Source organism: Streptomyces sp. DSM 40868, from assembly GCF_011820545.1.
Classification (GTDB): Bacteria; Actinomycetota; Actinomycetes; order Streptomycetales; family Streptomycetaceae; genus Streptomyces; species Streptomyces eurythermus.
The window spans coordinates 8,828,632-8,844,117 of sequence record NZ_CP050504.1 but is presented as its reverse complement, the minus strand read 5'-3'; the positions used below and the strand labels follow the sequence as shown (position 1 = coordinate 8,844,117).

Annotated in this window: 12 protein-coding genes and 2 pseudogenes; 4 read left to right on the top strand and 10 right to left on the bottom strand. The window is 71.9% G+C overall.

What is annotated here, in order from left to right:
- Nucleotides 1-214 precede the first annotated feature (214 nt).
- The 3 genes from HB370_RS39800 to HB370_RS39790 form a co-directional block, all read right to left on the bottom strand.
- Entirely contained in the window at nt 215-1,084 is an 870-nt protein-coding gene (locus HB370_RS39800) for an endonuclease/exonuclease/phosphatase family protein (RefSeq protein ID WP_167513146.1), read from the bottom strand.
- Between the two features lie 185 nt (nt 1,085-1,269).
- A complete protein-coding gene (locus HB370_RS39795) occupies nt 1,270-2,619 on the bottom strand; it encodes a dicarboxylate/amino acid:cation symporter (RefSeq protein WP_167513145.1) in 1,350 nt (449 codons plus the stop codon).
- 327 nt (nt 2,620-2,946) lie between these two features.
- A complete protein-coding gene (locus HB370_RS39790) occupies nt 2,947-3,636 on the bottom strand; it encodes a hypothetical protein (RefSeq protein WP_167513144.1) in 690 nt (229 codons plus the stop codon).
- 421 nt (nt 3,637-4,057) lie between these two features.
- Here HB370_RS39790 and HB370_RS39785 point away from each other — a divergent pair, with 421 nt between their 5' ends.
- Nucleotides 4,058-4,537 carry a diadenosine tetraphosphate hydrolase gene (locus HB370_RS39785; RefSeq protein ID WP_167513143.1) on the top strand — a complete coding sequence of 160 codons (480 nt, stop codon included), beginning with the start codon at nt 4,058-4,060 and terminating at the stop codon, nt 4,535-4,537.
- A 100-nt stretch (nt 4,538-4,637) separates the two neighbouring features.
- Here the strand turns inward: HB370_RS39785 and HB370_RS39780 are convergent, their stop codons facing one another.
- The 3 genes from HB370_RS39780 to HB370_RS39770 form a co-directional block, all read right to left on the bottom strand.
- Entirely contained in the window at nt 4,638-8,576 is a 3,939-nt protein-coding gene (locus tag HB370_RS39780) for a tetratricopeptide repeat protein (protein ID WP_167513142.1), read from the bottom strand.
- Between the two features lie 81 nt (nt 8,577-8,657).
- Complete coding sequence (locus HB370_RS39775; RefSeq protein ID WP_167513141.1) at nt 8,658-8,981, bottom strand: trypco2 family protein; 324 nt, start codon at nt 8,979-8,981, stop codon at nt 8,658-8,660.
- A gap of 401 nt (nt 8,982-9,382) precedes the next feature.
- A complete protein-coding gene (locus HB370_RS39770) occupies nt 9,383-10,027 on the bottom strand; it encodes an amidohydrolase family protein (protein ID WP_280117799.1) in 645 nt (214 codons plus the stop codon).
- 110 nt (nt 10,028-10,137) lie between these two features.
- Between HB370_RS39770 and HB370_RS42320 the strand changes: the two genes are divergently transcribed.
- Together HB370_RS42320 and HB370_RS39765 are read left to right on the top strand one after the other, a co-directional pair.
- A complete protein-coding gene (locus HB370_RS42320; RefSeq protein ID WP_244405894.1) occupies nt 10,138-10,278 on the top strand; it encodes a hypothetical protein in 141 nt (46 codons plus the stop codon).
- Between the two features lie 2 nt (nt 10,279-10,280).
- Complete coding sequence (locus HB370_RS39765) at nt 10,281-10,562, top strand: MarR family transcriptional regulator (RefSeq protein ID WP_244405892.1); 282 nt, start codon at nt 10,281-10,283, stop codon at nt 10,560-10,562.
- A 267-nt stretch (nt 10,563-10,829) separates the two neighbouring features.
- Here the strand turns inward: HB370_RS39765 and HB370_RS39760 are convergent.
- A pseudogene (locus HB370_RS39760) lies at nt 10,830-10,988 on the bottom strand (ATP-binding cassette domain-containing protein); the annotation flags it as partial.
- Between the two features lie 8 nt (nt 10,989-10,996).
- Here HB370_RS39760 and HB370_RS39755 point away from each other — a divergent pair.
- Nucleotides 10,997-11,521: pseudogene (locus HB370_RS39755) on the top strand (response regulator transcription factor); the annotation flags it as partial.
- Nucleotides 11,522-11,554: 33 nt separating this feature from the next.
- Here HB370_RS39755 and HB370_RS39750 read toward each other — a convergent pair.
- From HB370_RS39750 to HB370_RS39740, 3 genes are all read right to left on the bottom strand, one after another.
- Nucleotides 11,555-12,040, bottom strand: a complete 486-nt coding sequence (locus HB370_RS39750; protein ID WP_167513140.1) for a hypothetical protein — start codon at nt 12,038-12,040, stop codon at nt 11,555-11,557.
- 150 nt (nt 12,041-12,190) lie between these two features.
- Entirely contained in the window at nt 12,191-13,981 is a 1,791-nt protein-coding gene (locus HB370_RS39745; RefSeq protein WP_167513139.1) for an FAD-dependent oxidoreductase, read from the bottom strand.
- Between the two features lie 221 nt (nt 13,982-14,202).
- Nucleotides 14,203-15,468: a cellulose binding domain-containing protein gene (locus HB370_RS39740; protein ID WP_167513138.1), complete on the bottom strand. Its 1,266-nt coding sequence runs from the start codon at nt 15,466-15,468 to the stop codon at nt 14,203-14,205.
- Between the last annotated feature and the right edge of the window lie 18 nt (nt 15,469-15,486).

Genomic DNA, 15,486 nt, shown 5'->3' with positions numbered 1-15,486 from the left:
AGGGCGAACACGAGCGTCCCACAGCCACACGCCCCACGGCGCGGACGCCTTCCGGTGCCGAACAGGGGACGGCACCGGTGGTCGCGCTGCCGAAGGGGCCGTCGGCGGCCTTCGGTACGAGACACCGCCCGGCCCCGCCCAGCGGCCGGCGACCGGCTTCCCTCGGGGGCTGCCGACGAAGGGGGCGGGGTCCGACGGGCCGTGGGGCGTTCGGTCAGCGATCGGCCTTCAGTGCCGTGGTTCCCTGGTCGATGTCCAGGTCGGTGTGCAGCAGGTCGTGGTCCGAGTACGAGGTCGGGTGCACGCGGTGTCCGAGCGGGACGATGCCTCGTAGGAACACGTAGTCGAACTTGCTCTGCCAGTCGGTGGTCGGGGCGCAGCCGCCGGCGGACAGGGGACGGCACCGGGGGTCCGCGTCCGTGGCCAGTTCCCACATGGGGGCGAGTTCGGGGGCGTCCGGCACGGCGTTGAAGTCGCCGAGGACGATCACGCGGTCGTACCGGGCGACGGCTGCGGCGAGCACCTTGGTCTGGGCTGCCCGGACCGCTTCCTGGCGTCGTTGTGCAAGGTGCGTGTTGAAGACGCGGACGGACTGGCCGTCCACCGTGGCGGTGACGGCCATGTACCCGCGGTCCTCGGACCCGCCGTCGGGGTATTCCACGCTGACGGGATCCGTCAACGGGGCCGCCGAGAGGATCGCCTGGCCGTAGCCCCCGGGATTCCACGGCACTCCCCCGCAGCGGCCCCAGTCCTGGAGAACCGTCCCGTACCGGACGTGGTACACCAGCCCGTAGAACCGTCTCAGATGGATGCGTATCTTCTCGACATCGCGCACGCAGGCTTCCTGCAGGCCGATGACCTGGGGCGCGTACGTGGCGATCTCCCGTGCCCGGTCGAGGTTGCTCGTGCCGCACGGGTTGCAGATGTTCCACGTCATGACCCGGTCCGGTACGACGCCCTTGACGGCTCCGGCGGGCAGTGGTCTGGCGAAGAGGGCACCGGTCGGTGCGCTGGGGCCCATGAGCACCACGCATGCCACGACCAAGGCGCCCGCCCACATCCGCGTGCGTCTACCGAACACCATCGCCTCCTCGCCCCCGCGTTTCCCTGCCATCCTGCCTGAACGTGTCGAGCCAGTGTGGCCGGCCGCGGATTCCCGGGGAGCTGGTGAACCCAACCAACCGCTCCGGAGCGGCGGCCTGCCGGCCGCACGCGCGAAGCGCCCCCGCCGGCCTGCCGGCCGATGGGGGCGCTTCGTGGGAAGGAGCGTCAGGCGGTGACCGGCAGGGTCACCTTCTGCTCGGCGTCACGCACGCCGTACTCGTCGTCCACCGGAGACGCCGAGGCGGAGTTGTACGCGTCGACGTCCAGGATCTTCTCGCGGGCGGCGACGACGACCGGGACCAGTGCCTGACCGGCGACGTTGGTGGCCGTACGCATCATGTCCAGCACCGGGTCGATCGCCATCAGCAGGCCGACGCCCTCCAGCGGCAGGCCCAGCGTGGACAGGGTCAGCGTCAGCATGACCGTGGCACCCGTCAGGCCGGCGGTCGCCGCGGAGCCGACCACCGAGACGAAGGCGATCAGCAGGTAGTCGCCGACGCTCAGCTGCACGTCGAAGATCTGGGCGATGAAGATCGCGGCGAGGGCCGGGTAGATCGCGGCGCAGCCGTCCATCTTCGTCGTGGCGCCGAACGGGACGGCGAAGGAGGTGTACTCCTTCGGCACGCCGAGGCGCTCGGTGACCTTGACCGTGACCGGCATGGTGCCGACGGACGAGCGGGAGACGAAGGCCAGCTGGATGGCGGGCCAGGCGCCCTTGAAGAACTGGACCGGGTTGACCTTGGCGACGGTCGCCAGCAGCAGCGGGTAGACACCGAAGAGGACCAGGGCGCAGCCGATGTAGACGTCGGCGGTGAAGGTGGCGTACTTGCCGATGAGGTCCCAGCCGTAGTCGGCGATGGCGTAGCCGATGAGGCCGACGGTGCCGAGCGGGGCGAGGCGGATGACCCACCACAGGGCCTTCTGCAGCAGTTCCAGGACCGACTCGCTGAGGGTGAGGATCGGCTGCGCCTTCTCACCGAGCTTCAGGGCGGCGATGCCGGCGACGGCGGCCATGAAGACGATCTGCAGGACGTTCAGCTCGGTGAAGGGCGTGATGACGTCCGTCGGGACGATGCCGGTGAGGAAGTCCAGCCAGGAACCGGCGTGCTCGGGCTTCTGGCCGTCCTTCGGGGTGAGGCCGGTGCCCGCGCCCGGGTTGGTGACCAGGCCGATCACGAGGCCGATGGCCACCGCGATCAGCGACGTGATCATGAACCAGAGCAGGGTGCGGGAGGCCAGCCGGGCGGCGTTGTTCACCTTGCGCAGGTTGGTGATCGACACCAGGATCGCGAAGAAGACCAGCGGGGCGACGGCCAGCTTCAGCAGCTGGACGAAGATGTGGCCGATCTTGTCGAGCGTGGTGTGCAGCCACTGCACGTCATAGCTGCGGGTGATCCAGCCGAGGACGACGCCGAGGACGAGACCGGCGACGATCTGGGCCCAGAAGGGGACCGCGGGTATGCGCCGGGCGGGCTTGACGGGGGTTTCGGTGCTCGCGGACGCGGACACGGACACACTCCAGTAGGGCGTATCGGGGACTACGGAAGGAGGGGGTGGGTGCGGCGCACCCGCGCCGGGGCGCGGTGCCGCTGCTTGATGCCGGTCACACCGCGCGGCAACAGACCGCGGACATACAGCGGCACAGGTCGACATGCAGGCGCGCCACGAGTAGGGGGCTCGTGGCTTCACGGGGGCGCACAGATGTCTTCACATCGAACACGTTAACACTTGTACTTTGAGACTCTCAAAGCACTTCTTTGGGAGCCGTCCTTCCGGAACGCCGACACCCTTTTGCCGAAGCCCGACTTCGGCGCGGAGGTACGTACGGTCATATGACCCACGTCACGGCATGGAGACTGGTCCGCAGGCCAGTGCGGGTTGCCCAGGCCAGTGCGGATTGGGCATGCCGTCGTCGTTCATGTGCGCGCGGTGCCAGATCGCGTCCCACCGGTACGGGGTCTGCGGCACGAGCCGGTGCCGCCGCCCGCACGGACACGGTGTTCGCGCCCACGCGCACCCACCGCACAGCTCGACCCGTCCGTGCCCGGTCGAGTGCCGCTCCAGCGGCCCCTCCTCCTCCCCGCAAGCGGGGCAGCCGGGCAGTTCAGCGCCGTCCAGAAGCGCGTTCTGCCGCCGGACGTAGTCGGACAGCCGCAGCGACGGATGGCGCGACGGGTCGTCGTACCAGGCGCGGTCCGATCCCTCCCACCAACTCCTCAGCCACCACGGCCGAGGTTCGGGTACCGCCCGCCGCCCGGTCCGCTTCTCGGCCCGGCGCTGTACGGCGTACTCCTCCGCCCGCGCCAGCCACAGCACCCGCGCCTCGTGCACTTCCTCCACCGCCCGCACCAGCGCGCCGGGATCCGCCTCCAGCCTCCGGGGGATCGCGGCGCTGAGCGTGAGGTGGTGGTACGTCGCCCGCAGGCCGTAGGGCGCGAAGAGGGTGAGGCAGGTGCGCAGCGCGCTGTGCCGCCGATGGAGGGAGAGCCGCGTATCGTGCACGCGCGCCCGGTGGGTCAGGAAGCTGGGCATGGTGCGAGCTCCAGGTGCGCTGCCCGGGCCAGAGCTGCGGTGACGGTGTCGGCGGGTGCGAGCAAGTGTCCTTCGGACCGGTTTCCGGCGGGGCTGAGGAAGTTCCACGCGTCCTGCCGAGTGCCGGTGACGAGCGCGCCGCCGGCCGGACACGGCCCCCGCTCCTCCTGCGGCTCGGAGATGACACAGTCGGCACTCCGCACAGCCTCCCTGCCGACCTCCGCCGAAGTCGGCTCCCCGTCCGGCACGAGGCAGCCGAATGACCCGTGCTCCTCAACCGACCGGAGCGCGAAGCCGTCGGGAGCGTGGATCCGAGGAACGGGGTGCGTCACCATCACACGGGGATGATGCCGGACCCACCACCCCACCGCCACGGGCTTTCGAAGGGCGGTCCTTGATCATCAGTATGTAGGTTCCGGTCATGACTGGTGACTGGCGGAGGGACCGGATCGGGACTGCGCTGCGCGGCGAGAACCCGACCGTGCTGCGACGGCTGACCTCGGGGTTCGCGGTGATCGGGGACGTTCAGTTCCTGCCTGGCTACTCGGTCCTCCTCGTGGACGAGCCGGATGCGCAACGGCTGTCGGACCTGCCGAGGGCGAAGCGGCTGTCGTTCCTGTCCGACATGGACCAGCTCGGTGAAGCGGTCGAACGTGCCTGTCGGCGACTGGACCCCGCTTTCCGCCGGGTCAATCTGGAGATCCTGGGGAACACGGACCCGTTCTTGCGAGCGCATGTCTGGCCGCGGTACGAGTGGGAGCCGGCCGATGTGGTCGGCAAGCCGGTGTGGCTCTATCCGCGTGAACGGTGGAGTGACGAGCGGTTCAGGCTCGGTCCGCAGCATGACGTTCTACGGAATGCGATCAGCGGCGAGCTGGACCGGCTGCGCTCGGTGACTTGACGGCCGATCCGCTCTCCGTTTCCCCTGGAACCGGCCGGCCGACCGGAACGAGTCCCTCTTCGGCCCCGACCAGCCGGAGTGCCTGTGCCGTGGTCCGGTGTCAGTTCGCTGGGTGGTGGGGTGCGCCGGGTGGTCGGAGTCGGGCCAGTAGGCGGATCGCGCGGAATATGCCGGGAGCCGGCACCTGCTGTCGGGGGCGCGGCTCCAGCAGTGTCGCGGCCTGGGCGGCCCGCTCGCGGTCCTGTCGGGTGGAGCCCAGCCGTGCGCCGGCCACGGCGATGCGGTAGAGCGGCAGCGCCCAGGAGGCAGGGGGAATGCCGGGCAGGGCGCGCAGCGCAGTGCGCACCACCTCCAAGGCTTCGGCGAGGACCGACGCGGCCTCGGGGAGGCGGCCGCTTTCGCCCAGGCACCACACCCTCGTTCCCAGCGCGTCCAGCAGGTCCGGGACGTGCGCAGGAGGATCTGTCGCGACGAGGGCGCGCCGCAGACCGATCGCCTCGGCGAGGTCTCGGTCGGCCTCGTCGTGCCGCTCCAACTGGAGCAGGATGACGGCTCGGTGGTGCAAGGACATCGCGACCGCGGCGGCCTCCGGCTGGTCTTCCATCCGGTGGATCCGCAGCGCCGTGTCCACGCCCCGCAGCGCGGGGCCCCATCGCCGCTGGGCGTGGCGCAGCATGGCGTACCGGTCGATCACGAGTGCCGTGGCGAGCGGGGCGCATCCGGCGGGCAGACCGTCCATGCGCCGCAGCAGCCGCACCGCCGACTCGATCGCGTCCAGCGACTCCTCGGCCCGCCCCAGCAGTTGGAGCAGCTCGCTGTGCGCCAGGTGGGCGGCGGCCAGCTCGGGCCGGTGGCGGGGCGGGTCCTCGTCGGCCAGGGCGGTCAACAGGGTGATGGCCTCGGCGGTGGGTTCCAGTGCCTCGGCGGTGCGGCCGAGCCTCGTCAGGCAACTCGCCGACTGCCGCAGCATGCCCGGCAGCTCGGCTCGCGCCTCCCCAGGATTGGTGCGGGCCGCCTCGCGTACGGCGCTGACGGCTTCCAGGGCGGCGCCCAGTGCGCTGTCCTGCCGTCCCACCGTGGCCAGGTCGGCGCTGAGGTTCTTCAGTGTGAGGGCGAACAGGACCCGGTCCGTCTCGGGGCGCTCGGCCACACAGGTGCGGGCACCGGTCACGGCCTCTTCGCTCACCGCCGATGCCTCGTCGTGGCGGCCGAGACCGTGCAGCCGGTTGGCGAGACCGACCAGCGCGGTCACGAAGAGGCGGAGGTGGCTTTCGGGCCGCTGGCGCATGAGTGCCCGAGCGACCTCGACGGCCTCGCGCGCCGTGGTCAACGCGGCTTCCAGGTGTCCGAGTTGCTCCTGCACATTGCCCAGGGTGGTCAGGCTCATGCCCAGGTCCCGCAGGTGGGCGTCGGGCAGTTGCGCGGCGAGTTCACGCCGCAGCCGTACCGCCTCACGGACCTGTTCGTAGGCCCTCGTCAGGTGCCCGGTGCGGCGCAGCGCGATGGCGTGGGTGTGCAGGGCGTGGGCGTACGGGCCACGGTTCCGGGTGGGTCGTTCGTCGTACAACTCGCCGTAGAGTGCGGCCGCTTCGTGGCTCGCCACCAGCGACTCCGGCAGTCGGCCGAGCTCGTCCAGCCGTATGGCGAGATTGAGCAGTCCGCCGGCGAGTTTGCCCAGGTGCGCGTCGCGGTCGTGGTCCGCCAGCCGGCGCCGGATGACAAGGGATGCGCGGATCGCCTCCAGGGACTCCTCGCCCCGGCCGAAGTCGGCGAGCCGACCGCTGAGGGTGGCGAGTCCGGCGGCCAACTCGGGCTGCCATCGGCCGGGTTGGGTGGCGGCCAGACTCTCCCAGAGTGTGACGGCTTCGGTGGCGGCCGCCAGGGCCCGCTCCCGGTCGCCGAGGTCGTCGACCCGCTGGGCCAGGTTGCCCAGGCTCGTGGCCAGGCGTGGGCTGCGGGCGGGGTCGTCCGGCGGGCGGGCGCGGTGGTGGGCGACGACGCGCTCGGTGAGGCGGGCGGCCCAGGGGGCCAGGCGCTCGCTGTAGTGCGGCAGGCTGCCGGCGAGACGGCCCAGCGTGTCCGGGGTGAGGCCGGGATCCGTGAGAATGGCGTCCAGGGCCGCCAGCAGCGGTTCGGGTGCGGTGGTGCGGGTGGCCAGGCCGACGGCATGCGGGGCGAGAACCTCTTGGTGGGCGAGGCACAGATAGCGCAGCGGGGCGTCGAGCTCGCCGTGGAAGACGGGGTGGGCGGCGGCTCGGGTGTAGAGGTCCAGCAAGTGTGCGGCCTGTGCGGGAGCGGCGCCCGGGGCGAGGTGGTGGGCGAGGGCGGGGTCATCGCGCAGTCGCCGGCCGACGAACCGTTCCGCGAGCCGGTCGGGTTCGAGGCTGCCCCAGGTGGTGTTCCCGGTGGGCGGGTAGAGCCCGGCGATCCAGGCGCGCACGCTGTTGCGGCGGCTGCGGGTGATGCCTTCGAAGGAGGGCAGCCGCCGGAGCACGGCGTCGGCCTCCTCCCGGTCCACTCCCCCGACCAGCAGCGCGGCGGCGAGGGCATCCTCGAGCGTGTCCTGGCTCAGGTGTCCGTACAGGTCGGGCCGTGCCTCGGCGCTGTTCCGCCAGTAACCGCCCTCGTGTTCCAGCAGCCGGTCCTCCACCTGTTCCGCGTCATCGCGCAGGGGTCCGCGCGATGCGCCCGGACCGCTCGGGGCGGCCGCGTCCAGCAGGTCGACGAGCGCCGTCATGTGCAGGGTGAGGGCGTTTCCGTGGCCGCTCGTGTCCAGTGCGGGCGGGGGCAGAGCGGCGGCGAGGGCAGCCCAGTCCGGCCGCTCCGGACCGTCCGGCGCGAGCAGCACAGGCAGGGTGGGCAGGGCGGCGGCGAACGCGGTCAGGGCGCGTCGGTAGGCGGTCCGCCGGTCGTCCGGGTCGGGCTGGAGCCCGGTGAGGGCCAGCTTGCGCGCCCCGGCGAGCAGGTCCCTGGCGTGCGCCTCCCGGGTGCGCAGTGCCGTCCACCAGTCGCCGTCGGACCGTGCCAGGAACAGCAGTTTCAGGGGGTGTTCGCCGGAGTGCGCCGCGGCGGCGCGCAGCAGGGCCGCGGCCTGTTCGGGGCGGGTCTCGGCGTAGTCCAGTACGACCAGCAGCGGGGCGGCGACGTCCCGGACGACCTCCAGGTGGTCGGGCCGTGCCTCGGGGGCCGGCCACAGCACCTGCCACGGCGGGCGGTTCCCGGACCGGTCGGCCGGGGCAGCGGTCAGACCTGCGGCCAGGTGGCCGGCGAGCCGGGTCTTCCCCTGGCCGCCGACGCCGTGCAGCAACAGCGCGCCGAAGCCGTCCGCGGCGCACCAGTCTCCGAGGTCGGCGAGCGTCTCGGTACGGCCGTAGAACGGGACGACGTTCCGTTCGGCCCGCAGCAATCCCGCCGGAGAGGCCGGCGGTGTGGTCGGCGGCCGTCGGCCGAGGTCGGCCAGTGCGCTCAGCTCGACGCCTTCCGGCGGGGTGTACGCCCCGGCCGCCGCGAGCGCGGCGCGGAAGCCCGGGTCGGAGTCCAGGACGGGTACGGGCACCGCCGTCAACATGCCGTGCGCGAAGTGGGCGGGGTCGACGGCGACGACCCCGACGAGCAGGTCCCCGCAGTACAGGGGTGCACCGGAGAGGCCGCCCCATGGGGAACTCTCGGGGTCGGGCCAGGTGGGCGGATGCTGGTCCAGGGTGCAGTAGTGGCGGTCATGCACAAAACCGCTGCCCGGGTTGATCTCGCACGACATCTGGTAGGCGTCGATGTCCCGGCCGGGGCGCTGGACCACATTGGGCAGGCCCCAGATCGCGGCTTTCCGCCCCGTGCGGTGGGTGACGAAGCGGCCCCAGCGCAAGGGCCGGCCCGCCGGTGCAGGCCATCCGGAGCCCGTGATGCGGACCAGGGCCGCGTCGTCGCGGCCGTGGGGGGTACCGCACCACACCACCTCTCCGGCATGGTCACCGGCGTGGCCGGGCCGGAACAGCTCCACCTCGGCGCCTACTTCGCGGACGAGGTGAGCGGAGGTGAGCACCAAGCGCGGTCCTACGAGACAGCCCGTGCCGGGGCCGTCGAGGCCGCCCACTCCGACCAGACGAGAGCCTTCCACGCGGGGTCAGCGGGTGCCGGGGCCCGCGGGCCGGCTCCAGCCGCCACGCACGGAGAAGTCCCGGCCGTCGGCATGGCGGGGAGTGAGGGTGAAGGCGATGCGCTGGGTGCGTTCCCCGCCCACTCCCACCTCGGCGTCGGCGGACAGCACCCAGGCGCGGAAGCCGGTTTTCACGGTGGCGTCGGCACGCAGTACCACGGTGAACTCCAGGTCCACGGGCCCCACGGTGAACTGCAGGTCCTGGCCGTTCCCGCTCTCGGCCGCCGCCAGCAGTTCCTCGCGTATCGCCGCCACCGCGTCCGCCAGGCCGATCTCCCCAGGACGTGACATACGATCCCCCCGCCTATGCCCGCCCGGTCCGGGCGGCGTGAAATCCACAGTAGCGACAGCCGGGCTCCTCCGGAGGCGGAATGCGGGCGGCCGGAAACGGGGGCGGTTCAGCGGGCCCGCCACAGCCCTCGGACGCCCGCCGACGGCCTCGGTGGAGGCAGGAGAACAGCTTCTGGCTGGTGACTCCGGTACGGAAAGGGGCGTAGACCGAGCAGTAGTCGCTCGCGCCCTCCAGGACACGGCCCGCCCTTGGCCAGCCGGTCCTGCGGAGCCGTCCAGCCGAAGCGTCCGCTTCCGCGGCGCCGCGGATCACCGGCAGTTCGCAGTCCACGGCGGGGCGGGATCCGGTGTGGGCGGTGAGGGAGTTGGGCCCGAGGCGGTTTCGCGGTGTGTCCGCGGGGTCAGCGGGCGCGGGGAGGGAAGAGGATCTCGGCGTTCCTGCGATCGATGGCGTCGGCCTGGCCCGGGGCGTAGTCGGGGTAGGTCTCCAGGTAGTGGTTGTAGTAGCTGCCGGTCTCCTGCGGGGCGAAGGGCCAGTCGCTGCCGTAGAGGACGTGGCCGGGTTCGGCGAAGGCGAGCAGGGCGGGCAGGGCGCTGGGGCTGGCGGACAGGGCGGTGTCGAAGTAGAACCGCTTCAGGTCTCGCAGGATGTCCTCGGCCGTGCGCTCCCGGTCGACGACGGTGGAGGTCAGGCCGGTGAAGCGGTACGCGGCGTAAGGGAGGAAGCCGCCGCCGTGGGAGAGGATCACCCGTACGTTCGGGTAGCGGTGCATGACGCCGTTCAGGACCAGGTTCAAGGCGCTGCGAGTGGTGTCGAAGACATAGTCGGCGAGCGGGGCGGGGGTGCCCGGAAGCAGGTCCATCGGGGGCTGGGCGGGGTGGATGAAGACGTTTGCGCCGCGGTAGTCGAGCTCCGCCCACAGCGGTTCGAAGTCGGGGTCGCCGAGGTAGCGGCCGCGGGCGTTGGACATCAGTACGACGCCGTCGGCGTGCAGGGTGTCCAGCGCGTGGACGGCCTCCGCCACGGCGGCGTCGACGTCGGGCAGCGGGCTAACAGTGTCATGCGAGAAGCAGGCAATCCCGAGACCGGCAGCGCCCCTGACTCGATCCAGGCGTCGAAGAGCTGGCCCAGGCCGCCGACCGGCTCTTCTACGCGATGCGGCGCTCGCGGTCCGCGACCGTCGGCCAGTCCGCCGCCGGCCTGTCCATGGCCCAGCTGGCCCTGCTCACCCCCTTGGCCGAGGACGCCGACGGCGAGGGTTTGCCCTCGGCCGCCTGGCCGCTCACGCCGAGGTGAGCGTGCCCACCGCCACCCGCATGCTCAAACAGCTGGAGGGCAAGAGCGTGGTCACCCGACGCCGCTCACCGCACGACGAGCGCCAGGTCCTCATCCGCCTCACCCAGGAAGGCGCCGAACACCTCGCGGTCATGCGGGCCCGGTTGCGCGCACGCCAGTACGCGGCCCTGTCGCAGTTCACTCCGCAGGAACAGCACGTACTCGCCGCGCAGCTGCACCGCCTGGCCGGCCTCATCAACGAGACCCTGCCCAGGGCAGCCGGATCGGCGGCGGACGAGGGCTGAACATCCAGGCGACGGATCTCGCCGGCCCGGCCCCAACGCCGAGCACCCCAGGCCCACCACCCCGCAGAACGTCTCGGAGCCCCAGAGGCGCTGTCGTCCCTCATGAACATCGAACACGGCCGCGACAGGACGCCGCTCAAAGTCGTGTACGACCGCTGTCGCAACTCGGGTTCTGGCTCAGCCTGTGTGGTGTGGCCACGCTGGGCGAGCAGCGGATGCCTGGTGCCGCGTGTCCCTGCGTGGTTCAAATGGTCGGCGGCCGGCCGGTGGTTCGTCGACCAGGAGGACGGTGGGGTCGTTCATCAGCGCGCGGGCGATGTCGACGCGCTGGCGCTGGCCGCCGGAGAGCTGATGGGGTCGCCGCGCGGCTCGGTCCGCCAGGCCGACGGCGTCGAGGAGTTCCAGCGCGCGGGCGCGGGCGGTACGGGGTGCTCATGGCCGACGACCACCCCGTGGTATGGGCCTGGCTGCGTGCCGTACTGGAGACCGAGCCCGGCCTCGTGGTCATGGCCGAGGCCGCCACCGCCGAGGACGCCGTCACCCGCGCCGCCGAAGGCGACATCGACGTGGTGCTGATGGAGCTGCGATTCGGCAAGGGCATGGGCGGCGCCGAAGCCACCGCCCGGATCACCGCCCGGCCCGGAGCCCCCCGGGTCCTGATCGTCACCACCTACGACTCCGACGCCGACACCCTGCCCGCCATCGAGGCCGGTGCCACCGGCTACCTCCTCAAGGACGCCCCGCCCGAGGACCTGGCCGCCGCCGTACGTACCGCGGCCGCCGGACGCACCACCCTGGCGCCCACCGTCGCCGACCGGCTGATGCACCGGCTGCGCGCCCCCGGCACCGCCCTGACCCGGCGCGAGACCGAGGTCCTCGCCCTGGTCTCCGACGGCCTGTCCGACCAGGCCGTCGGAGACCGTCTCCACCTGACCGAAGGCACGGTCAAGTCCCACCTGGCCCGAACGCACACGGACGCCCGGGGCGGCGGGTCAGTCTCCTTCGGACCAGGTGCGTTCCTGGCGGTGGTAGGTGCTCCAGTCGGCCGGCGGGTAGGTCGCCTGGGGAGCGGCGAGGGCCACGTCGATCGCGATCGCGGTCTCCTCGGGGAAGAAGCCGAGGTCTCGGATCAGCTCCATCGCCTGCACGGTGGCTTCGCCGAGCGGGCGTGCCATGCGGTCCGCGCCGGACGGGAAGGACAGCGGTTCCCTCCGTGCCATGGCGAGCGCCCGGGTACCTCGCTCGTCCATGCCGAGGGCGAGGTAGCCGGCGGCCAGGGCGAGTTGTTCGAGTGCCGTGGACATGGACCGGGAGAGGTCCGTGATGCCGTGCAGTGTCTGCGCGGGACTGCCCGCGACGGCGTCGTAGGGTGTCCGACCGTGCTGTTGTTCCAGGCGTTCGCGTTCGGTCTCCAGCAGGGAATGTGCCTCCTCCAGCGCACGGCCGACACGCGCCAGTTCGGTCAGATCATGGGACATCGTGCATCCTTCCCGTCAACTGGCCCGACTCTACGAGCGTTTGGGGCGGACGTGGCGGATGTCGCGCATAGTCGGCCTGATGGGGTGACAGATGGCCGAACCCTGACCGCCGCGGCGACCGCCCTGTCCGCCCGGGTGGCTGCGCGCACGTCAGCCCAGGTCGAAGGTGTTGGGCAGGCCGAGCCGGTAGCGCACCTCGTCGACGCGTTTGAGGGGCTCCAGCTCCTGGGGGCGGTACAGCTCCCAGATCCGGCAGCGTTCGGCGTCCGAGCCGTCCCGGTCGAGCAGCGCGTTGACGGCCCGCCGCGCCGACTCGTTGGCGCCTTCCATCGTCGCCAGGTCCACGTCGGTGCGGACGTAGTCCCCGGCGAGGAAGAAGTTCGGCACGGCGGTCCGCGCCGACGGGCGGTTGTACAGCGTGCCCGCGGGATGGATCAGGAGCGGTTCCCGGTTCTGCGGATCGGGGCCGCCGAGTCCCGTGACGGCCGGATCCATGAACCAGGCGATCCGGTCGGCGTCCCTGAGGGTCGTCTTACCGGAGTCGTTCAGGGCGTCCTTCAGTTGCGCCCAGCACTCCTCGACGATCTCCTCGCGCGTGCACTCGCGGGCCGTCCTGCCGTACAGGATCCCGGGTTTGTCCCACTCCGAGACGATCGCCGACAGGCAGTCGTGGGCGCGTCCGTCGCCGTAGTCCGCCGGGAAGTCCCGTACGTCCCAGAACTGCGCCTGCCCGATCGCGGTCACCGACCACGGGGAGTCGAGGCAGTTGACGTGCCCGTGGACGACGGGTGCCGGCGTGCGCAGATAGAACTGCACACCGGTCATCCAGTCCGTCTGCAGCGCGTCGCACCGGGCGAGCTGCGGGTCGGCCGCGCGCAGCGCGGCACCCCAGGTCCGCCGGGCGTGCTCGACGGGCATGGCGCAGACGTAGTGGTCGGCGGTGACGGTGCGTTCGCCGCTCCCGTCACGGGCCGAGACCCGTACGCCGGTGACGCGCCCGCCGTCGTACAGGACCTCCCGCACCTCCGTGCCGAGGACGAACCGGACGCCCAGGGAGCGCAGGTGAGCGGTCCAGGGGTCGATCCACGCCTCGCTGGTCGGGGCGTTGAGCACCCGGTCGATGTCCGCGTCGCCGTCCATGCCGCGGCCCAGCAGGCCCCACAGCAGCAGCGCCTCGATGATGACACGGCCGACGGTGCGGGTGGAGGCGACCTCGGCGCGGGTGGCGACGAGGTTGCGGGTCTGTCCGATGCCGAGCAGCGTGCGGTACTCCTCGCTCATCCGCTCGGCGCGGATGAAGTGCCACCAGGGGGTCTTCTCCCACTGGTCCTCGCGGCGCGCGTCGCAGCTGGTGAGGTGGACGAGGACACGGCCGGCGAAGTAGGCGGCCTCGTGCGCGGGCAGCCGGCTGCCCAGGTCGAGGACGGAGAGGATCTGGTCGCGGATCCACGAGGGGGTGATGTCACCGGGTGCGGGCGGGGTGGTGACCCGCCGCAACGGGAAGTGGAGGTCGGGGCGGCCGGCTGCGCGGGCGAAGAGTGCCTCGGTGCCGTTGCGGAGGTTGTCGTGGACGCCGCCCGGGTTGCCGGGGAAGGGGATGCGGCGCATGGTGTCCGGCAGGTTCCGGTAGAAGCCCGGGAAGAAGCGGAAGCCGTGTTCCCCGGGGAGGGGTCTGCGGCCGTCCGTGCCGGTTCCCGGTACGTCCATCGAGCGCGCCTTGCCGCCGAGCACGTCGTAGTACTCGTAGACGGTGACGGTGTAGCCGCGTTCGGCGAGTTCGTGGGCGGCGCTGAGTCCGGCGACGCCGCCGCCGAGGACGGCTACGTGCTTGCCGATGGGGGCGGCGTGAGCGGCGACCGGCGACAAGGCGAGGGCGCCCGCCGTGCCCCCGGCACCCGCGAGGAACCGTCTGCGGGTCGTTCCCTGGTGTCCTGCTGTCATGGATACGGGAGGGTAGAGAGGCCGGGCACGCGGCGACAGGTCGCCATTCGGTCACCACGGCATCCACACAATCACGCGGGGTTCACCGGAGACCACCCGGCCCGGCCGCCGTCGATGTGCTCCCTCGCGTACGTCGTCACCCGCGGCCCCAAGGGAGCGGGCCGGGGGTGACGGCGTCGCGGTGGCCGGTGTTCGCCGGTCGGCGCTCGGTGGCCTCTCGGTCAGCCGCAGGCTGTGCCGTTGAGGGCGTAGGAGCCCGGCGCCGCGGTGTTGCCGGCGTGGGTGGCCTGGAAGCCGATGCCGACCGACGCGCCGGGAGCGAGGGTGGCGTTGTGGGAGACGTTCCTGGCCGTCACCCGGCCGGAGGCGGGCGAGTAGTCGGCGTTCCAGCCGGAGGTGATGGTCTGGCCCTCGGGCAGGGTGAAGGCGAGGGACCAGCCGTCGATCGCGGTCGTGCCGGTGTTGGTGAGGGTGAGGTTCGCGGTCAGGCCGGTGTTCCACGCGTTGACGGTGCTGGTGACCTGGCAGGTCGCCGTCCCCGGGGACGGGGTGGAGGTCTGGAACTGCGTGAAGAACTTCCAGATCTCCTGCGGCAGCCAGGTCCTGGAGCCGCTGTCACCCGGGGCGCCGTCCTGCGGAGCGGCGATGTGTCCTTCGTCGAACGCGGCCCAGACGACCGGATGGCCGGCCGAGCAGCCCGAGTAGGCGGTGACCCGGTGCGTCAGGCTGCCCTGGGCCGGCTCGGGCGGGTTCTGGGCGGTGCAGCCGTTGTTCCTGACGAACCTGTCCCGCATCGCCCGGCCGCCGGAGATGCCGAGGACGTTGTCCCTGAGCCCGTGCACTCCGAGGTAGGCGATGGGCCGGGTGCCGTCGGCGCAGCCGCTGAGCACCCCGCCGCTCTGGACCGCGACCGCGCGGAAGACCGTCGCACGGGAACACGCGAGCGAGTACGACATGGCGGCGCCGTAGCTGAACCCCAGGGCGAAGCGCTGTGTCTGGTCGACACACAGGTCCGCCTCGATCCGCTGGATCATGTCGTCGACGAAGGTGACGTCCTGCCCGCCGGTGTTGGCCCAGCCGTTGTCGAGGCCCTGGGGCGCGACGAAGACGGCGCTGTTGTCCGCCAGTCGCTGGAGCCCGTAGTACGCCCAGGTGCCCGGGTCCACGGTGCGGCCGGTGGCGACGTCGGTGGAGGTGCCGCCCAGCCAGTGGAAGCCGAAGACCAGCCGGTACGGGCGGGTACGGTCGTAGCCGTCGGGGACCCGCAGGATGAAGCTCCGGTTCTTGCCGCCGCTCTGGATCGTGTACGTTCCGCTCGTCAGCGTCGGTGCCTTGCCGCATCCGGGACTCGCGGCAGCCGCGTCGACGGATGCGGCGGCGGTTTTGACGGGTGCGGCGGCGGCGCGGTCCAGTGCCGTGCCGCCCATGCCGAGGACCAGCGACACCGCGAGCAGGCCGGGCCATAAGAGGGATCTCGTCCTTGTCATCACGCACCTTCCGTTCTG